Source organism: uncultured Phascolarctobacterium sp. (genome assembly GCF_937920985.1).
Classification (GTDB): Bacteria; Bacillota; Negativicutes; order Acidaminococcales; family Acidaminococcaceae; genus Phascolarctobacterium_A.
In genome coordinates, this window is record NZ_CALDXR010000013.1 from 1 (window position 1) to 18710 (window position 18710).

At 48.1% G+C, this 18710-nt stretch carries 17 protein-coding genes, 1 tRNA gene and 1 riboswitch; of the genes, 9 read left to right on the forward strand and 9 right to left on the reverse strand.

All coding sequences use genetic code 11. The features are described from left to right. Positions 1-267: 267 nt before the first annotated feature. From Q0612_RS01810 to mscL, 5 genes are all read right to left on the reverse strand, one after another. On the reverse strand, positions 268-747 hold the full coding sequence (locus Q0612_RS01810; protein WP_021719328.1) for a YbaK/EbsC family protein: 480 nt from the start codon (positions 745-747) through the stop codon (positions 268-270). A gap of 25 nt (positions 748-772) precedes the next feature. Then, on the reverse strand, positions 773-1633 hold the full coding sequence (locus Q0612_RS01815) for an Mrp/NBP35 family ATP-binding protein (RefSeq protein ID WP_298880004.1): 861 nt from the start codon (positions 1631-1633) through the stop codon (positions 773-775). A 40-nt stretch (positions 1634-1673) separates the two neighbouring features. Further along, complete coding sequence (gene brnQ / locus Q0612_RS01820) at positions 1674-2999, reverse strand: branched-chain amino acid transport system II carrier protein (protein ID WP_298880006.1); 1326 nt, start codon at positions 2997-2999, stop codon at positions 1674-1676. 102 nt (positions 3000-3101) lie between these two features. After that, on the reverse strand, positions 3102-4325 hold the full coding sequence (gene tyrS / locus Q0612_RS01825; protein WP_021719331.1) for a tyrosine--tRNA ligase: 1224 nt from the start codon (positions 4323-4325) through the stop codon (positions 3102-3104). 166 nt (positions 4326-4491) lie between these two features. After that, positions 4492-4920: a large conductance mechanosensitive channel protein MscL gene (gene mscL / locus Q0612_RS01830; protein WP_044483902.1), complete on the reverse strand. Its 429-nt coding sequence runs from the start codon at positions 4918-4920 to the stop codon at positions 4492-4494. A 165-nt stretch (positions 4921-5085) separates the two neighbouring features. On the opposite strand from mscL, the gene Q0612_RS01835 reads away from it, so the two are divergent. Then, positions 5086-5421 (forward strand): hypothetical protein, encoded by a 336-nt coding sequence (locus Q0612_RS01835; protein ID WP_021719333.1) that lies wholly within the window; start codon positions 5086-5088, stop codon positions 5419-5421. Positions 5422-5502: 81 nt separating this feature from the next. Continuing rightward, positions 5503-5579 (forward strand) — tRNA-Pro (locus Q0612_RS01840). A gap of 73 nt (positions 5580-5652) precedes the next feature. Here the strand turns inward: Q0612_RS01840 and rhuM are convergent. Then, the gene (gene rhuM, locus Q0612_RS01845) at positions 5653-6582 is read right to left on the reverse strand and encodes a virulence protein RhuM/Fic/DOC family protein (protein ID WP_298880010.1); all 930 of its coding nucleotides are present in this window, start codon (positions 6580-6582) and stop codon (positions 5653-5655) included. A 409-nt stretch (positions 6583-6991) separates the two neighbouring features. On the opposite strand from rhuM, the gene Q0612_RS01850 reads away from it, so the two are divergent. Continuing rightward, the gene (locus Q0612_RS01850) at positions 6992-8599 is read left to right on the forward strand and encodes an MBL fold metallo-hydrolase RNA specificity domain-containing protein (protein WP_298880013.1); all 1608 of its coding nucleotides are present in this window, start codon (positions 6992-6994) and stop codon (positions 8597-8599) included. A gap of 90 nt (positions 8600-8689) precedes the next feature. Here the strand turns inward: Q0612_RS01850 and fba are convergent, their stop codons facing one another. The 3 genes from fba to Q0612_RS01865 all read right to left on the reverse strand — a co-directional run bounded on the left by fba (position 8690) and on the right by Q0612_RS01865 (position 10555). Continuing rightward, complete coding sequence (gene fba, locus Q0612_RS01855; protein WP_021719683.1) at positions 8690-9619, reverse strand: class II fructose-1,6-bisphosphate aldolase; 930 nt, start codon at positions 9617-9619, stop codon at positions 8690-8692. Between the two features lie 85 nt (positions 9620-9704). Next, on the reverse strand, positions 9705-10358 hold the full coding sequence (locus tag Q0612_RS01860) for an RluA family pseudouridine synthase (RefSeq protein ID WP_298880017.1): 654 nt from the start codon (positions 10356-10358) through the stop codon (positions 9705-9707). Continuing rightward, positions 10358-10555 (reverse strand): DUF896 domain-containing protein, encoded by a 198-nt coding sequence (locus Q0612_RS01865; RefSeq protein WP_021719681.1) that lies wholly within the window; start codon positions 10553-10555, stop codon positions 10358-10360. Before Q0612_RS01865 ends, Q0612_RS01860 begins: the two co-directional genes overlap by 1 nt. 198 nt (positions 10556-10753) lie before the next feature. On the opposite strand from Q0612_RS01865, the gene Q0612_RS01870 reads away from it, so the two are divergent. From Q0612_RS01870 to Q0612_RS01895, 6 genes are all read left to right on the forward strand, one after another. Further along, positions 10754-11704: an ABC transporter substrate-binding protein gene (locus Q0612_RS01870; protein ID WP_298880019.1), complete on the forward strand. Its 951-nt coding sequence runs from the start codon at positions 10754-10756 to the stop codon at positions 11702-11704. Further along, on the forward strand, positions 11694-12716 hold the full coding sequence (locus tag Q0612_RS01875; RefSeq protein WP_293691173.1) for an iron ABC transporter permease: 1023 nt from the start codon (positions 11694-11696) through the stop codon (positions 12714-12716). The genes Q0612_RS01870 and Q0612_RS01875 overlap by 11 nt, the downstream gene beginning before the upstream one ends. Then, positions 12716-13525, forward strand: a complete 810-nt coding sequence (locus Q0612_RS01880; RefSeq protein WP_298880023.1) for an ABC transporter ATP-binding protein — start codon at positions 12716-12718, stop codon at positions 13523-13525. The genes Q0612_RS01875 and Q0612_RS01880 overlap by 1 nt, the downstream gene beginning before the upstream one ends. Before the next feature lie 198 nt (positions 13526-13723). Further along, a riboswitch (cobalamin riboswitch) is annotated at positions 13724-13877 on the forward strand. A gap of 208 nt (positions 13878-14085) precedes the next feature. Continuing rightward, positions 14086-15042 (forward strand): TIM barrel protein, encoded by a 957-nt coding sequence (locus Q0612_RS01885; RefSeq protein WP_298880026.1) that lies wholly within the window; start codon positions 14086-14088, stop codon positions 15040-15042. A gap of 167 nt (positions 15043-15209) precedes the next feature. Then, complete coding sequence (priA, locus tag Q0612_RS01890) at positions 15210-17486, forward strand: primosomal protein N' (protein WP_298880029.1); 2277 nt, start codon at positions 15210-15212, stop codon at positions 17484-17486. Positions 17487-17613: 127 nt separating this feature from the next. Further along, positions 17614-18648 (forward strand): 3-deoxy-7-phosphoheptulonate synthase, encoded by a 1035-nt coding sequence (locus Q0612_RS01895; RefSeq protein WP_298880031.1) that lies wholly within the window; start codon positions 17614-17616, stop codon positions 18646-18648. Positions 18649-18710: the final 62 nt, after the last annotated feature.

Below are 18710 nucleotides of genomic sequence, written 5' to 3' on the forward strand. Positions count from 1 at the left end.
AAGGTAGTCTCTATGTCTATCTTTTTGAATTGAATTTGCGCAACTTATTATACGTTATCAGGTATTTTGCTAGGTAACTTCTTTAGCATAATTATATTTTGCAAAATGAAAAAATAGCTTGTGAAAATAATCTAAGCATATGCAAAAAGACCTCCTGTAATCAGATATAAAAATCTGCTTGCGGGAGGTTTTTTTATGCGTAAAAAAACACAGCAGACACTGAATCTGCTGCGTATTAAAGATTGAATTTGATGTTGTTACAGATGCTTATTCCTGCCAGCCCTTGCATAAATCTACCCACCCCTGACAGTTGGCGCTGTACTGCTCCAGCTCGTCCGGAGTAAGCTCAATAGCGCTGTTGTGGCTGCCGCAGGCAGGGAAGAAGGTTACAAAGCGTTTGAGGGAAACGTCAAGATAAACCTTAACGCCGTCATTGATGCCGAAGGGGCAGACGCCGCCGATAGCGTGGCCGATATCCGGCTCCACTTCGTCAGCAGTCAGCATTTTGGCCTTGCAGCCGAAGAAATGCTTGTACTTGGCGTTATCTACCTTGGCATCGCCTGCTGTGACAATGAGGATAACGCTGTCATCATGCAGCTTAAAGGAAAGGGTTTTGGCAATGCGCGCAGGCTCACAACCTGCTGCCTGTGCTGCCAGCTCTACGGTAGCGCTGGAGGTTGCAAACTCTATGATACGATTATCTGCATTAAATTGTTTCAAATATGTACGAACCTTTTCTATAGACATGACAAAAGCCTCCCTTTAAAAATGCTTACTGAAAATTATCAGCTAAAAAATCACAGCAATCGTCCAGCTCTGCTACATGGCAGTCCGCCAGCTTGCCTGCATCGCAGGCTGCGGCCAAGGACGGGTTAATCGGCAGGCGGGCGAGCACCTTCAGACCATAGGCATCGGCAGTTTCTGCCAGATGGCTGGGGCCGAAGATTTCGTAATCCTTGCCGTTATCGGGGCAATGGAAGTAAGCGTAGTTTTCAATCAGACCGAGAATCGGAATGTTCATCATACGCGCCATTTTTACTGCCTTGGCAACAATCATAGAAACAAGCTCCTGCGGAGAGGTTACGATGATGATGCCGTCGACAGGCAGGGATTGGAAGACGGTCAGCGGTACGTCACCGGTTCCCGGCGGCATATCAACAAACATAAAGTCTATATCTGTCCAGATGGCATCGCTCCAAAATTGCTTTACCATGCCGGCTAGCAGAGGCCCGCGCCAAACAACAGGGTCAGAATCATTCTTCAAAAACATATTGGCAGAAAGCACCTCCAGACCGCAGGGAGCAGTCAGAGGCAGAATACCGATTTCGTTGGCTTTGGCCTTGCCGTTTACGCCAAGGTTATGTCCCATGGACGGACCGGTGATATCAGCATCCAAAACAGCACAGCGCTTACCGCGGCGCTGCATACTGCTTGCTAAAAGACCGGTGATGAGGGACTTGCCTACACCGCCCTTGCCGCTGACTACGGCGATAACCTTTTTGACGCTGCTCATCGGATTGAGCTGCGCACGGAAATCAGTTGCCTGTGTTTTTTCAGCTGCTGCGGAAGGACAGCCTTCACAGCTGCTGCGTTCGCAGGAAGATGCATTGCTGCATTGTTGTTCGTTAGACATAAATTACACCTTACTCTCTAATTGATTATGAATAAATTTATTAGTTAGCTTTTCTTACAGCCTTCAGCAGCAGGCCTACAGCGATACCGCCGAAGCAGGGAACAACCCAGCCGAAGCCGATGTCAAACAGCGGCAGGTTCTGCGCCAGAAAGTTATCCAATGCCATGAAGCGGATGTTGGCAACGCGCAGACCGTCGAAAACAGCGAAAATAGTTGTCAGTATCAGACAGATGCGGAAGGTCAGCTGATCATCATGGATAATTGCACGACCGATGTTGAGAATTACCAGAGCGATAATAATCGGATAGAGCATGCAGATGACAGGAATGGAGAACTTGATGATGTTTTCCAGACCGAAGTTTGCTACTACCAGGCTGAAAGCAGAGATGAAGAATACCAGTCGCTCGTATTGTATACGATTATTGCTAAGCTCGGAGAAATACCCGGAGATAGCGGTTGTCAGGCCGATGCTGGTGGTGAGGCAGGCAAAGAAAATAATCAAGGCCAATACAACCTGACCGCCGAAGCCCATGTAATAGGTGCAGATTTTGCTGAGCAGAGTAGCGCCGTTAGGAATAACACCGAAAACATTGATGCTCAGTGCGCCGGTGTAAGCCAGTGCTGCATAGATGATAGCAAGGAAGAAGGCTGCAATCAGACCGGCATAAGAGCAGAGCTTGGTCAGAACCTTTTTATCGGTAATGCCTTGAGCTTCAATAGCCTTGATAGTAATAGAACCGAACAGAATTGCTGCCAGAAGGTCCATGGTGTTGTAACCTTCCTGGAAGCCGCGGAAGAACGGAGATGCAGCGAAGTCCGGATTAGGCATTTTCAGGCTGCCGGTAGGATTTACGAAAACGCAGACCACGAGAACTGCCAGACAAATCAAAAGCATGGGGGACAAAAATTTACCGATATGACCGATAATTTTTGACGGATTAATAGAAAAGAAATAGGTCAGAACGAAAAAGAACACGGTGTATACCGGCAGGCCGATAGCTTCGCAGGAAGCAGGCAGCAGGCTGTGAATACCGGTGTCAAAGGAAACGGCAGCAGTACGCGGAATAGCGAACAGCGGGCCGATAGCCAACGCGCAGAGAATGGTAACAGCGCGGGCATACAGGGGATGCATAGGCATAGCAATGGAGTCCGGGTTATCGCTTTGCTTCATAGCCATAGCAAGTACGCCCAAAAGCGGGAAGCCGACGCCGCTCAGGCAGAAGCCGAGCATGCCCCAGCCAATGTTTTCGCCTGCCATTTGTCCCAGAACGGGCGGGAAGATTAAGTTACCGGCACCGAAGAAAAAGGAAAATAACATCAGGCCGATAGGGATGATTAATGAAAAGTTGATTTTATCGTTTTGCATTAAGAGCTCCTTATTACTACCTTAATTAAAAGAGTAGTCTGTATTTTGAAATCATAGAAAAAGCCACCTAGTCCGTCAGGAGCATAGATGGCTTTAAAAGGCTTATTTTACCAGCAGACGGAAATATTTCTTTTTACCCTTACGGATTAACAGGCTCTTATCTGCATCAAACATGTCTGCGCTCAGGCATGCTTCTGCATCCTGCAGGACAGTGTCTGCTACAGTCAGGCCGCCTTGGGCGATTAACTGACGAGCTTCGCGTTTGCTGCTGAAAACTTTAGCGGCAGTCAGTACATCGATAATCTTGGCAGTCATATCTTCCGGGGTAATTTCGATTGCCGGTACGTTGCTCATGTCTTTGGCATTGCCGCCGAAGAGTGCTTCGGTAGCTTCCTGCGCCTGACGCGCTGCTTCTTCGCCATGAACAAGCTTGGTAACCTCATAGGCCAGTACTTTTTTAGCTTCGTTAATAGCTGCATCCTTCAGTGCGCTCAGACGACGAACCTCATCCATCGGCAGGAATGTCAGCAGGGACAGGCAGTTTTCTACGTCGCTGTCTGCAACATTGCGCCAGTATTGATAGAAATCATACGGAGAAGTTTTTTCCGGGTCAAGCCACAGAGCACCCTTTTCGGTTTTGCCCATCTTGCGGCCATCGCTGGTGGTCAAAAGCTTGCAGGTCATGCAGTAAGCAGGTTTTTGATCCTTGCGGCGGATTAATTCTACGCCAGCAAGCATGTTGGACCATTGGTCATCGCCACCCAGCTCCATAATGCAGTTATGGTCATGGTGCAGCTTCCAGAAGTCGTAGCCCTGCATAATCATATAGTTGAATTCAAAGAAGGTCAGACCTTTTTCCCAACGTTTCTTGAAGCATTCGGCAGCCAGCATACGGTTAACGGTAAAGTGTACGCCAACCTCGCGCAGCAGCTGAACATAATTCAAGTCTAACAGCCAGTCAGCATTGTTGACAATAATAGCCTTGTCTTCACCGAAATCAATGAAACGGCTCATCTGCTTTTTGAAGCAGGCGATATTGTGAGCAATGAATTCCGGAGTGAGCATTTTGCGCATCTCGTCCTTGCCGCTCGGGTCGCCGACCATGCCGGTGCCGCCGCCCAAAAGTACGATAGGACGATGGCCTGCGCGTTGCATATGGCTCATCATCATCAGGGCGATGAAATGGCCTACATGCAGGCTGTCCGCGGTGGGGTCAAAACCGATATAAAAGGTGATTTTTTCCTTCTCCAATAATTCTTTAATCTCGTCTTCATGGGACATTTGCTTAATAAAGCCACGTTCCATAAGCACGTCATAAACAGACATCAGATAACCTCCTTAAAATTTAAGCTGTGAAAAACAGCCTAGGCGATATATATAATCTACATTATACAATATAAGCTTGTTTTTAGCAAATAAAAAAGACTTTATAAAAGTGAAAATGGCTGATATGCAGGAAAAAATCCCGAATATCAGCCGAAAGTGTAAACTGTTATTCCAAATGAGATGTGCAGTGCGGGCAACGGGTTGCGTCGTCGGCAATCTCGGATTTGCAGTAAGGGCACAGACGTGGTTCCGGTGCAGGCTCCGGTTCCGGAGTGAGCTTGTTGATCTGGCGAATCATCAGGAAGATGACAAAAGCGAGAATCAGAAAATCCAGTACGGAATTAATGAAGCTGCCGTAAGCGAGCACCGGTGCACCAGCCTTTTTTGCTGCCTCCAGTGTAGCATATTCCTTGCCGTTGAGGCTGATAAACAGATTGGAAAAATCCATCTTGCCAAGCGCCATACCTAAAGGCGGCATAACGACATCGTTTACCAGCGAGCTGACGATTTTGCCGAAAGCACCGCCGATAATAACGCCGACGGCCATATCCATAACATTACCGCGCATAGCAAATTTTTTAAAATCTTCTTTCATAGACATATATGAACACCCCTCGTCAAATGTATTGTTTATAGTATTCTCGTTTAATGCTAAATTTCCTGCTGCTTGACGAAAAAGTGCTTGTGACATATAATAAAAGGGAATAAATTCTGTGTTATGCAGGTTCATTTAGTTAGATATAGAGATGGAGGAAGAATTATGCGTGACGATTTAGTAGTACCTGGCGAAGGCGAGGAGAATTATGTCCTGGCCCGTGATGCCAGAGTTGTGACTGTACCGTTCTCTCCCTTGGAAGAACGTATGCAGAAGGAAAAACCGGAGGTTTTTGCACGTCTGCAAAAGCTGAAGGAAATTATCGGTGAGGAAACCTTCAAGCGCCTTGTAAGCAAGGTGCATAACATCAACTATGCTGATACCCGTATCATGCTTGTTGCTGAAAACGAGCTGCATCGTACCAACATTGAAAGAGAGATTTTACCGGCTATTGCTGAGGCTTTTGAGGTTACCAGCATCCGCGTTGTTACCCAAGGATAAAATTTTTCAAAAAAGTGTTGACAAAAGCTTAAAGATGCTTTATAATTACATTCGTTGCTGATGAACAGCAACAACAAATGTCGGGGCGTGGCGCAGTTTGGTAGCGCGCTTGTTTCGGGTACAAGAGGCCGTGAGTTCGAATCTCGCCGCCCCGACCAAATTTAAAACTTAGGAACCGCATGAAAATGCGGTTCTTTTCGTATTTCGTTGGCATTACGAATACGTTATATCTTACCAATGCAGGAAATTTATAATAACCTGAATCATAATTTCTTTTTCTTCTGGGCGTGATTCTGCAATCATAAGGGTGATGGCGACAAGAGCACTGTCGCTGATAATTTTATTACCATCGTTATATAGTGCGTTATTCTGGTTTAGAAAATATAAGAACAGAGCTGCTGCGATACGTTTGCAGCCATCATTAAATGGATGATCCTTTACTAAGAAGTAGAGCAGATTGGCTGCTTTTTCTTCTAGTGATGGATATGCATCTTGACCAAATGCACTTTGATAGATAGCAGATAAAATACCTTCTAATTTGCCAGGTTCTTTTTCCACGCCAAACACATCAGATGTCTGGCTAAATTCCATACTTTTTATAAGCTTCATGCATTCGCCATACTTAAGTAGATAAGAGGATTTAGAACCTTCAGGTATAGCAACGCATTGATGATCATAGGCATCAAGCAGTTCTAAAGAACGTGAATACTCATGAACTACTTTCAAAACATCTTCTGCATCAATACCAACAAGTCCACCTATAATATTAGACTGTATTTGCACTGTTTTATTCAACACAGCTAATCGTTTTTCATTAATTGCAAATCCTGCTGTTAAATATTGCTTAAGGATATTGGTTGCCCACTTGCGGAAAAGAACGCCGTGAGGAGATTTTACACGGTAGCCAACGGAGATAATGACATCTAAAGAATACATTGTTACAGGTTTGTCTGAATTTGCAATATGCAAAAAATGCATATTGCTTTTTTCGTCTAATTCTCTTTCTTTAAAAATATTTCTAATATGTCTTGCGATAACAGATTGGTCACGAGAAAATAAATCAACCATCTGCGCTTGTGTTAACCATACGGTATCTTCTTCAGGTGAAATATTAACTTCCAGTTCTAATTTGTCATCTTTAAAAGTAACTATATTAGTCATTAGTAAAACTCCTTTCCTAATTTCAACTTGTGACAATTTATCATGGTTTCACCGCCGTCAGCCTTGCGCTGGCGGTATTTTTCTTCAGCAATTCCATACACATCGTCAGACTTCCTTTAAAAAATATATCAATCTACATGTTTTGAATTGCGAAAAAATGTTTATATATTATAGTACCATTATAACTCTGTGTATTGCGTCGTGTCAATGTTAGCATGAAAATATATTTGAGTTTTAAAATTTGTAATAATATAAGATTAGGAACTACGTACTTCACAGATGATACGCTTAATATGCAAGTTCCAGATATCTCATCCCACTAATTTCCACCATAAAAAGGATTTTCCCTTCGTTTTGTAGAATTATAAAATATAACTGAAAATACTATTTGCAGAATGGAGGCTTTGCGATGAAAATAACTTTTTTAGGTGCAACGCGCACCGTTACCGGTTCCTGCTATCTGCTGGAGGTCAGCGGACATAAGTTTTTAGTAGACTGCGGCATGTTCCAAGGCTCCAAGCTGATAAAAGCGCTGAACGAAAAGGAATTTTTGTTTCATCCGGGAGAGATTGAGGCTGTTGTATTGACGCACGCCCATGTTGACCACAGCGGTCTGTTGCCGAAGCTGGTCAAGGAAGGCTTCCGCGGCCCCATCTATTGCACTAAATCGACAGAGGAGCTGTGCTCGATTTTGCTGCCGGACAGCGCGCACATTCAGGAGGGTGAGGCAGAATACGCCAACCGCAAAGGTATGCGTGCCGGCAAAAAAATTGTTGAGCCGCTGTTTACGGTTGATGATGCTGCCAGAGCCTTGCATTTGTTCAAGCTGCGCAGCTTTGGCGAAGCGTTTAATGTTGTTCCCGGCGTTACCGTAACCTTCCGCGTTGCGGGACACATTCTTGGTTCTGCTTTCGTAGAGATGTCTGTTAACGAAGGCGATAAAAAGACGCGCTTGATTTTTACCGGCGATATCGGTCAGCCGAATCAGCCGATTATTGAGGACCCGGCGGCAGCAGGCGGTGCGGATTTTATTATTACGGAATCCACCTACGGCAACCGCATCCATGAAGCCTACGATAAAGAGGGCGAGCTGGCGAATATTATCAACGATACTGTCGAGCGTGGCGGTAACGTTATCATTCCTGCGTTTGCTGTAGGGCGTACGCAGGTACTGCTGTACTATTTCCAAAAGCTGCAGGCGGAAGGCAAAATTCCGGAGATTCCTATTTACGTAGATAGTCCTATGGCCAACAGAGCTACGCAGATTACTATGACGAATCCCGAGGAATATGATGAGGAAGCGCGGGCACTTTACGCAATGCAGGGACGCAGGCTGGTGTCTATGCATAATTTGCGCTTTACTGCCACGGTGCAGGAATCCATGGCGATTAACGAAATTCCGGGCAGCAAGATTGTTATTTCGGCCAGTGGCATGGCAGACGCCGGTCGTATTCTGCATCACCTTAAGCATAATCTGTGGCGTGAGGACAGCAGCATAGTATTTGCCGGCTATCAGGCGGAGGGCACTATCGGACGCAGGCTGATAGAAGGTATTAAACGCATTAAGATTATGGGCGAGGATATCAGAGTCAACGCCAAAATTTACAATATGAAGGGCTTTTCTGCCCATGCGGACAAGCAGCAGCTTTTAGCCTGGTATAGCAGCATGAAGGAGGTTCCTAAGGCCTTTTTCGTTACGCACGGCGAGCTTGATGCAGCTATGGAGCTGGCAGATTCTTTGGGACGCAATCTGGGAACGGCAACCTACATCCCGCACTTTGGTGACTGTGCCGAAATCCATGGTACCGAGTGGCAGATGCATGAATCCGAAATGGTTCAGGTTGAGCCTGCTGCTATCGACCTGCGTGCTTACATGCGTGGTATGGAACACGATTATCTGCTGCAGCGCAGCAAAATCGAACAGATTGTGGCGCGTAACCCGGATAAGGCGGTTATGGTACGCAAGAAGCTGGAAAAGCTGCATAAATATATGGACGATATCCTGAAGGATTTGTAAGAAAAAATGATATACGCTTTGCGTAAATAAAAAATGCACCATTCCTTGACAGTAGGGAATGGTGCATTTTAGTTTTTAAATCGTTATAGCTTACAGTCTGTTGCTGCTGTTGAGTACGTCACGCATTTTGTGAGCTACCATGTCCTGGATAGCCTGACGTGCGGGTTTCAGGTATTGGCGAGGATCGAAGTCGCCGGGGTTTTCTACCAGGTGCTTACGGATGGAAGCGGTCATTGCCAGACGCAGGTCGGTATCGATGTTGATTTTGCAAACACCGAATTTGCCTGCTTGCAGCAGCATGTCTTCGGGTACGCCTTGAGCGCCGTCCAGCTTGCCGCCGTATTTGTTGCATTCTTCAACAAAGGACGGGATAACGGTGGAAGCACCGTGCAGAACCAGAGGATAACCAGGCAGCAAGTTGGTGATTTTTTCCAGACGTGCGAAGTCCAGTTCCGGTTTGCCTTTGAATTTGTAAGCGCCATGACTGGTGCCGATAGCGATAGCCAAGCTGTCGCAGCCGGTGCGTTCAACGAATTCTACAGCCTGATCGGGATCGGTGTAGGTAGCGTCCTTGGTGTTAACCTTAACAGCGTCTTCAACGCCTGCCAGGCGGCCAAGCTCTGCCTCAACTACAACGCCTCTTTCGTGTGCATATTCAACAACACGACGAGTCATTTCGATGTTTTCTTCAAAAGGATGCTTGCTGCCGTCAATCATAACGGAGGTGAAGCCGCCGTCGACGCAGGCTTTGCAGATGTCAAAATCTTCGCCGTGGTCCAGATGCAAGCAGATAGGCAGACCGGTGTCTTCGATTGCTGCTTCAACCAGCTTCATCAGGTAGATGTGGTTAGCGTATTTGCGGGCGCCGGCACTTACCTGCAGAATCAGCGGGGATTTTTCCTGTTGTGCTGCGGCAACGATACCTTGGATGATTTCCATGTTGTTGACGTTGAAGGCACCAACAGCATAGTGACCTTCGTAAGCTTTTTTGAACATTTCAGTAGATGTAACTAAGGGCATTTGTCTATTCCTCCTTATTCAGGGTAGCCTTACAGCTACTCTGTCTTTACATTAGTATACACTAATTATATCATGCTCTGCTTATTTAGTACAGAAGTTTCAGTAAATCATTTGGTAAAGAACGGGTAATTTCTAAAAATACATCGCTTACCGGATGCTTAAAGGCCAGACGATAGGCATGCAGCGCATGGCGCGCCTGGGGGCCGGGAGTGCCGTAAAGATTGTCGTTTACGAGCGGATGGCCGATGGAGGCAAGGTGTACGCGTATCTGGTGCGTGCGTCCGGTGAAAAGACGGACCTTGAGCAGCGTATGATTACTGTAAGACGCTAAAACCTCATAGGCCGTTTTGGCGTATTTGCCGCATTCGTAATCAACGCAGCGTTCGATGATACTGCCTTCCTTGCGGGCGATAGGTGCTTCGATAATACCTTCGCTGTGTTCAAAGCGTCCGCAGGCCAGTGCCAGATATTCCTTTTCAACCTGCTGCTGGCTCAGCCAGTGCTGTACAACAGGCTCCTTGGCGAAAATAACTAGGCCGGAGGTGTTGCGGTCCAGACGCGATACGGGATGTATACCGGCATCAATGCCGTTGGCTTCATAATATGCTTTGACGTAATCGTAAAGCGTAGTACCGCGCTCGCTGACGGTGGGGTGCACCAGCATGCCTGCAGGCTTATCGATAATCAGCAGAAAATCATCCTCGTAGGCAACCATGGATGGCGACAGGATAGCAGCCATCAGTGCAGCTGTTTTTTATCCGGCAGCTCGTCGACTACTTCGATGTTATCGAGCTGTGCCTTCAGCTGGCTGCGGATGTTTGCCAGATATTCCTTGTACAGCTCCTTTTGCTCTGCAAGCTCCTCCGGGGTCAGACCGGAGGTTTTCTTCTTTTTGGCTAATGCATTTATGCGGTTAATCATTGCATTGATTTCCATAATATTTCTACTCCTTTGTTATAACAAGCTTATTATTTTATTATACTATTATGAGCGCTTCTTAGCAACTTTCATTGACTACACTTCTGATTTGTGCTATTATGAGGGCGATATTATTAAGCTTTTTTTATCAGAGAGTTATATATATTGCCAAAGCCTTGGGCTTGGGCAATGTAAGATGAGTATGAGGTGATTAACATGTTCTTGAAAAAAATTGCTTGTGGTCTATTATGTGCGGCTATGCTGCTTGCTGCCGGTTGCGGCGGTGTAGGAACGCAGACTGGCGGTGACAAGGCTTATCTGCAGCTTACCGATGCTGCAGGCAGACAGGTTTCGCTTGCCAAAAAGCCTGAAAGAGTGGTAAGCCTCAGCCCTTCATATTTGAGTATGATTGAGGCTGTCGGCGGCACCGTAGTCGGTCGCGCCAGCTCCAAGGTAGGCAAGATCCCCGAATCTATGAAGTCTGTGCCGGAGGTAGGCATGGTCTACAATATTAATATGGAAGCGCTTGTGGGCCTGAAGCCTGATCTGGTTCTGGCCAGCAAAAATCAGCATGATAAATTTATTCCGATGCTGCAATCCAACAAAATCAACGTAGTGGAGTTTGATACCCAAACCTTTGAGGATGTCAAAGGTGCCATTAAAACCTTGGGCGATATTTATGGTACGCAGGATAAGGCCCAAAAGGAAAATGAGCTGTTGGATAAACAGGTTGCCGCCGTTACCAGTAAGCTTCCTAAGGAAAAGAAACGCATCGTTATTATGCATGCAACAGCCAGCGCCGTTACGGTAGAAGGCTCGCACAGCATTGCCGGCTGTGTAAGCGACATCCTGGGCTTTGAAAACGTTGCTGCTGCAGCGCTCAAGGGAAAATCCAATAAAACTCCTTACAGCATGGAAACACTGGTTGAGCAGAACCCGGAAATTATCTTTATTACCTCTATGGGTAAGCCTGAGGAAATTGAAAACCGTCTGCGCACCGACTTTAAAAATAACCCCGCATGGAACAGTCTGCCGGCTGTAAAAGCAGGCAGAGTATATGTGCTGCCGGAAAAGCTGTTTTTGATTAACCCCGGCCTGCGCTATCCTGAGGCTGTAAAGTTTATGGCACAGCAGGTTTATCCGGAGGTCTTTACTAATGGAAAATAAGCAGTCTGCAGAGCAGACGGAGCATTTTGGTATCGGCCGTACTAAATGGCGTATTACTATTCTTGTGATATTTTTGTTCTTGGCAGTATTGGGCAGCTTTTTGAGCTTAACAAAAGGCTCTAGCATTATCAGCATCAAGGAGATTACCGATATTCTGCTTAATCCCGGTGATGATCCGCGCAGTCAGATTATCTGGAACATCCGTATGCCGCGTACCATCGTCGGTGCCTTGGTCGGCATCAATCTGTCGCTTTCTGGTGCGATTCTGCAGGCGATTATGCGTAATCCGCTGGCAGACCCGCATATTATCGGCATCAGCTCCGGCGCAGGACTGGCAGGTGTTGTGATTATGATTTTGTTCCCGGCGATGGAATATCTGATTACGCCTGTTGCCTTCATCGGTGCGATGCTGGCTGCTGTCTGCATTTATATTCTGGCGTGGAAAAACGGCATCAAGCCGGTGCGTATTATTTTGGCCGGTGTTGCGGTATCTGCCTTTTTGGGTGCAGGTATCAGCGGCCTGATGATTTTTTACAGTGACAGAGTGCATGGCGCTTTAATGTGGATGGTAGGCGGTCTTGCCGCACGCAGCTGGCCGCATGTAAATATTATTCTGCCGTATGCTGTTATCGGCCTGATTTTGGCGCTTGCCAGTGCCGCTTATCTGAACATCCTTCAGCTGGGTGATGAGATGGCGCGCGGTCTTGGTGTCAATGTTGAGGTAACGCGCATTATCCTTACGGCTATTGCAGCCTTGCTCGCAGCCAGCGCTGTCAGCGTTGTCGGCCTGCTGGGCTTTGTAGGCCTTGTGGTGCCGCATGCTGCGCGACTGCTGATAGGCAGCGACTACCGCTTTCTGCTGCCTGCCTCCGCACTTTTGGGCATTGCCATTGTTACGCTCAGTGATACCTTTGCGCGTGTAATTTTTGCGCCGATTGAACTGCCTGTTGGTATTATTATGGCCTTTTTGGGCGCGCCCTTCTTCTTATTCCTGTTAAGGAGGGAAATTTGATGACACAAAATAATGCAGCGCCCTTTAAAGCTGTTTTAGAGGCAACGCATATTGATATAGCAATTAACAAAAAAACAATCATCCATGATTTGTCGCTGGCGATACCCGAGGGTAAGATTACCGCTATCATCGGCCCCAACGGCTGCGGCAAGAGCACAACGCTGAAGGCTATTGCCCGCATTCTGCCTTGTGCCAAGGGCAGCATCAGCTTCTTGGGTAAGGATATTCATAGCCTGTCGCACCGCGAGTTTGCCCGCTGCCTGGCGATTTTGACGCAGTCACCTGTTGCGCCTACGGATTTGACGGTGCAGGATTTGGTTGAAATGGGACGCTTCCCGCATCGTAGCTTCTTAGGGCGCGGTGATAAGGATGATGCACAGCACGTTGCCTGGGCACTGGAGCAGACCAACATGACCTCGATGAGCCATCGCCTTCTGCATACGCTGAGCGGCGGCGAGCGTCAGCGCTCCTGGATAGCGATGGCGCTGGCGCAAAGACCGCAGGTGCTGCTGCTCGATGAGCCTACGACATATCTTGATATCTGTCACCAGCTGGAGGTTATGCAGCTGCTTGATAAGCTCAATAAGGAGCTGGGGCTGACAGTTGTTATGGTTATCCATGATTTGAACCATGCCATTCAGTACGCTGATTATGTTGCCGTTATCAAGGCGGGACGCTTAGTAGTCAGCGGTGAGCCGAAGGAGATTGTTACGTCTAAGCTGCTGGCGGACGTATTCCGCGTGCAGGCGGATGAGTTTGCGTGCAGTAATGGGCTGCCCGCCCTTGTTCCTATTACAGTCTGTCGCTAAAGCTCCGTCTGCGTTATGGCGCATATTCAAATGCAAACTCCCGAAAGCATCGTGCTTGCGGGAGTTTATTATTCTGCAGTATTGATACGTAAAAATTTTCATATCTCTCTTGCCAAAATTTTTGATTGATGATATACTAATTATACTATAAATAGTAGATATTACTATTACACAGCTTTCGTCAGATAAAGAAAGCAAGACAATAAAAACTTAATATGCTTTGAGCAGAAGGAAAACCAGTGTGAATCTGGTACTGTACCGCAACTGTAATGTGAGCTTGGCAGCGCATATCCTCACAAGATGCTGCCCTGGCGATGAGCTTAGTCAGAGTGCCTATGCCCAAAAGTTTTTTCCGCAAGCTTGCGATGTACAGGTGAAAGGAAGGATGGTAAAACCATCTTTAGTATTCGAGTAGTGCTGCTTGCGTGAGCTAAATTATGACTGCAGCGTTACCGCCGCAGTTTTTTTATGAAACAAGGATTCCAAGCTATTTGCCGGTAGCACAGTTGAAGCAAGGTTTACGTTAAAAGTGTGCAGTATGTAGCAAAGAAGGGTGAGAAATGACTAAGCATCTTATTAACTATTGTCCGATTGATTGGTATGAAGATGAGCTGAAGCGTAAGGGGATGACCTTAGCCGGTTTAGTGCAGCAGTTGGGGGTCGATGGTATTGAACAGTTTGTTTACAGAGAGCCGGGAGCTTTCCCTGATTACAAGGAGCTGACGATTGGTGCACATTTGAATTATTGGCCGTACTGGATGGATTTCTGGCTGCGAAAGGCTAAACGCCTGCAGCAGCAGTTCCGCAGTATCCACGAACGCCAGACATATTTTAAGACAGCCATGAGCTGTGATGAATGGCTGGCGGTTATCCGCCGCAATATCTGCGCTGCTATTTCGCAGAAGCCGGAGTATTTGGTATGGCATGTAGCAGAGGCTGATACAGAAACAATCTTTACCTTTGATTTCCATTATGATGACCGTGAGGTATTGGCTGCTTCGGCAGATGTTTTCAATGCAGTGGCGGATGAGATTCCTGCCAATGTAACGGTGCTGTTTGAGAATTTGTGGTGGCCCGGTCTGCGCCTGACGGATGCGCGCAAGGTGAAGTTTTTCTTTGAGCGCATTGAGCGCAAAAACGTCGGCATTATGCTTGATACCGGTCATCTGATGAATACGAATCAGCGTCTGCGCACAGAGGCGGAGGCAGCGGATTTTGTCTGTCGCACGGTGGACAAGCTCGGACCGTATGCTGAGCTGATTAAGGGCGTGCATCTTTCCTGCTCGCTTTCCGGCAAGTATTTGCGCAGCTTTGAACGCAAGGTGCCGGCTGATTCAAGTGCGGAAGTTATTTGGCGTCATATTGCGGCGATTGACCAGCATAAGCCTTTTACTACCACGGCAGCTAAGCAGATTCTGCAGTGCGTTCAGCCGCAGTATGTAAATCATGAGCTGGCATATGAAACTATCGAGGAAATGATTCCGCTGATGCAGCAGCAGCTTTCTGTTGCCAGATAAATAAATGTGAAATTTTCGCAGCGTCCCGATGGCTATCGGGGCGCTGTTTTGCGCTTTTGAGTATGGTTTGAATTTTCTTATGCTTGCGTTTGTGGAGGCTTTGACGTTTTATCTTCTCTTTGATTTATGTTATAATAAGCTACAAGTATGTTTGCAGGAGGTTGGCCATGTTTGCTGTTAATGTTGCGATAAATTTACCGGTAAAAAATCTATTTCGTCAGTTTACATACAGTGTGCCGGAAGCGCTGCAGTTTATAGACAGCGGCTGGCGTGTAGTTGTTCCCTTCAGTGGGCAGAAGGTGGAGGGCTTTGTGGTGGAGCGTGTGCCATTGCCTGCTGACCTGAAGCTACGCGGTAAGCTGAAGCCTGTGGAGGCTGCCTTGGGCGATACTCCCTGGTTTGATAAGGAAATGCTTGCTACTGCCAAATGGATGGCAGATTATTATATTTGCTCGCTGGCAGAGGCTATGCGTCTTTTTGTGCCGGGGAAATCGAGTATTAAGCGGCGTGCCGTGCGTGATGCGCAGGGACGTTTGCTTTATTATGTTTATAATGAGCGCTTGCAGGAAAAAACTGTGTTGGCTTACCGCATCAATGTAGCAGGAAGGCAGGCGTTGGTTGATGGAACATTAGCAAGGCGTGCCAAAGGCCAGCATGCTGCCCTAGGCGTGCTGGCGCAGGCTGCGGGAGCGCTTAGCGTAAGCGAGCTGGCGCAGCAGGGAGTGAGCGCTGCGGTGGCGCGCGCATTAGCGCAGAACGGTTTGGCGGACGCAGTGCAGAAGCGTGTGCTGCGTAACAGCTACAATACGGTGCAGGAGCGTGGTGAAAGCCTGCAGCTGACGACGGAGCAGCAGGATGCTGCGGCAAAGATTAATCAGGCGATAGATGCGCAGCGTGCGCAGTCGTTCTTGTTGCAAGGAATTACCGGCAGCGGCAAGACGGAGGTTTATCTGCGCGCGGCGGCTCATGCTGTGGATGCAGGCTGGCAGGTGCTGATGCTGGTGCCGGAAATTGCGCTCACAGCACAGCTGGTGAAGCGCTTTCAGGCGTGGTTCGGCAGCGAAATTGCTGTAGCGCACAGTAAGCTTTCACAAAACGAAAGAGGCGACGTGTGGTACCGCATGCGCACAGGCAAGGCAAGGGTGCTGATTGGAGTGCGCAGTGCTGTGTTCGCTCCGTTTGAAAAGCTTGGCCTGGTGATTGTCGACGAGGAGCACGAGGGCAGCTATAAGGAGGAGGACCACCGCCCGCATTATAATGCACGTGATGTTGCCCGCACCCGCTGCCGCCTGACCGGCGCAGCTTTGGTGCTTGGCAGTGCTACGCCGGATTTATGCACGTATTATAGGGCACTGCAGGGCGAATGTACACATTTGCATCTTACGTCACGTCCTAATGGTGCTGCTTTGCCAAAGGTTGAGATCGTGGATATGCGCAAGGAGCTGGAGGCGCGCAATTTCAGCGTGCTGTCGCGCGCGCTGCAGCAGGCGCTGGTGATGACGGCGGCGGCGGGCGAGCAGGCGATTGTCCTCTTGAACCGCCGTGGCTATTCTACCTTTGTGATGTGCCGTGACTGCGGCCAGACGATTACCTGTCCGCATTGCGCAGTAGCAATGGTTTACCATAAGAAGAACGAGGATTTGCGCTGCCATTACTGCGGTAACACGATGCCGCTGCCACAGGAATGCCCAAATTGTCACAGCCGCCGCATCAAATATTTCGGCAGCGGTACGCAGAAGGCGGAAGAACAGTTGCAGCAGCTGCCGGAGGTGCGTGTGCTGCGTATGGATCAGGATTCGACTGTGGCGAAGTTTGCGCATGCTGATATCTTGCGGCGCTTTGCCGACGGTGCGGCCAATGTTTTGATAGGTACGCAGATGGTGGCGAAGGGACATGATATTCCCAATGTAACGCTGGTGGGAGTGCTGGCGGCGGACAGCACGCTGCATCTGCCGGATTACAGAGCGTCGGAGCGCGCTTTTTCACTGCTGACGCAGGCAGCGGGGCGTGCGGGACGCGGTGACAGGCCGGGGCATGTAATCTTCCAGACCTATGATCCGGATAACCCGATTCTGCAGCTGGCGGTGACGCAGGATTACGACACCTTTGCCAAGCGCGAGCTGCAGGAACGTCAGAACTATTTTTATCCGCCGTTCGCCCAGATGCTTAAGCTGCAGGTGGTGGATAAGGATGAGGGTGCAGGCCTGGCGCTGGCGCAGCAGGTTGTCTTCTATCTGCAGAGCTTAAAGCTGCAAGGAAAGCTGGAGGATTTGCTGATTGCAGGACCGTTCCCATCATTGGTAGCTAAGGCCTACGATCTGTACCGTTTCAACGTGCTGCTGAAGGCGCAGGACCTGAAGGAAACTAAGGAAGCATTGTTGAACAGTGAATTCAAGGAAAAGCCTAATCTTTACTTTAATATTGATCCTGTAAGTGTAATTTAACGTGGTAAATGATTGTATAAAAACAGAGTTTGTGTTACAATATAGAAGATTTAACACTGCTAATGCCGGTAGAATGTTGCAAAAAATCTGCTGGTGTCGGCAAATTGATTAATGGGAGTAATTGTTTATGAGCATGCAGATGGAATTTATCAAGGTGCTGCCGTCGCCGCAGGCCTTAATGGAGGATTATCCGGTAAGTAAGGCTTCTAAGCTGCTGAAGCTGCAGCGTGACGAGGCTATAAAGAATATTTTTACAGGCAAGGATGACCGCTTTTTGCTGGTTATCGGTCCCTGCTCCAGCGATAACGAGGACGCTGTGTTGGACTATGTTTATCGTCTGGCCAAGCTGCAGGAAAAGGTGCAGGATAAAATTTTTATCGTACCGCGTCTGTATACCAACAAGCCGCGTACTATCGGCGTAGGCTATAAGGGTATGCTGCACCAGCCTTCTCCCGAGGGTGAGGAGAATATGCTGGGCGGTATTATCGCTATCCGCAAAATGAACGTGCGCGTAGTAGAAGAAACAGGTCTGACCGGTGCAGAGGAAATTCTCTATCCTGAGGTTTTCCGCTATCTGTCAGATTTGTTGAGCTATGCCGCAGTTGGCGCGCGTTCCAGCGAGGATCAGCTGCACCGTATGATTGCCAGCGGCGTAGGCATTCCCGTAGGCATGAAGAATCCTACCAGCGGCGATTTGTCCGTTATGCTCAACAGTGTGGCGGCAGCGCAGCATGAGCAGGAATTTTTGTTCCGCGGCTGGGAGGTGCGCACCAAGGGCAACCCGCTGGCGCATTCCATTCTGCGCGGTTATGTTGATCCCATCGGCAACAGTTTCCCCAACTACCATTATGAGGTACTGAAAATCGTTATTGATATGTACGCAGAACGGCAGCTGCAGAATCCGGCAATTATTGTGGATACCAACCACGCTAACTCCGGCAAAAAATATCTGGAGCAAATCCGCATTGCCAAGGATATTGTGCATTCCCGTAAGCTGAACGCGGGCATCAACAGAATCGTCAAGGGCCTGATGATTGAAAGCTATATCGAGGACGGTGCTCAGGGCGTGCATGACGGCGTTTACGGCAAATCTATTACCGACCCCTGCCTGGGCTGGGAAAAAACGGAAAGATTGCTGCTTGACCTGGCGGAAGAATTGTAAACTGATAAGTATGAGCTGCTGCGGCGAAGGCTGCAGCAGCTTTTTTGCATGCAAAAAGACCG

Excerpts from the sequence above, each read along its gene's own strand:
- priA (WP_298880029.1), top strand. The coding sequence starts at position 15,210 with ATGTTTGCTGTTAATGTTGCGATAAATTTACCGGTAAAAAATCTATTT.
- Q0612_RS01835 (WP_021719333.1), top strand. The coding sequence starts at position 5,086 with ATGCGTGACGATTTAGTAGTACCTGGCGAAGGCGAGGAGAATTATGTC.
- Q0612_RS01860 (WP_298880017.1), bottom strand. The coding sequence starts at position 10,358 with ATGGCTGCTATCCTGTCGCCATCCATGGTTGCCTACGAGGATGATTTT.
- brnQ (WP_298880006.1), bottom strand. The coding sequence starts at position 2,999 with ATGCAAAACGATAAAATCAACTTTTCATTAATCATCCCTATCGGCCTG.
- Q0612_RS01870 (WP_298880019.1), top strand. The coding sequence starts at position 10,754 with ATGTTCTTGAAAAAAATTGCTTGTGGTCTATTATGTGCGGCTATGCTG.
- Q0612_RS01895 (WP_298880031.1), top strand. The coding sequence starts at position 17,614 with ATGAGCATGCAGATGGAATTTATCAAGGTGCTGCCGTCGCCGCAGGCC.
- tyrS (WP_021719331.1), bottom strand. The coding sequence starts at position 4,325 with ATGTCTGTTTATGACGTGCTTATGGAACGTGGCTTTATTAAGCAAATG.
- Q0612_RS01875 (WP_293691173.1), top strand. The coding sequence starts at position 11,694 with ATGGAAAATAAGCAGTCTGCAGAGCAGACGGAGCATTTTGGTATCGGC.
- Q0612_RS01815 (WP_298880004.1), bottom strand. The coding sequence starts at position 1,633 with ATGTCTAACGAACAACAATGCAGCAATGCATCTTCCTGCGAACGCAGC.
- mscL (WP_044483902.1), bottom strand. The coding sequence starts at position 4,920 with ATGAAAGAAGATTTTAAAAAATTTGCTATGCGCGGTAATGTTATGGAT.
- rhuM (WP_298880010.1), bottom strand. The coding sequence starts at position 6,582 with ATGACTAATATAGTTACTTTTAAAGATGACAAATTAGAACTGGAAGTT.
- Q0612_RS01810 (WP_021719328.1), bottom strand. The coding sequence starts at position 747 with ATGTCTATAGAAAAGGTTCGTACATATTTGAAACAATTTAATGCAGAT.
- fba (WP_021719683.1), bottom strand. The coding sequence starts at position 9,619 with ATGCCCTTAGTTACATCTACTGAAATGTTCAAAAAAGCTTACGAAGGT.
- Q0612_RS01850 (WP_298880013.1), top strand. The coding sequence starts at position 6,992 with ATGAAAATAACTTTTTTAGGTGCAACGCGCACCGTTACCGGTTCCTGC.
- Q0612_RS01865 (WP_021719681.1), bottom strand. The coding sequence starts at position 10,555 with ATGGAAATCAATGCAATGATTAACCGCATAAATGCATTAGCCAAAAAG.
- Q0612_RS01885 (WP_298880026.1), top strand. The coding sequence starts at position 14,086 with ATGACTAAGCATCTTATTAACTATTGTCCGATTGATTGGTATGAAGAT.
- Q0612_RS01880 (WP_298880023.1), top strand. The coding sequence starts at position 12,716 with ATGACACAAAATAATGCAGCGCCCTTTAAAGCTGTTTTAGAGGCAACG.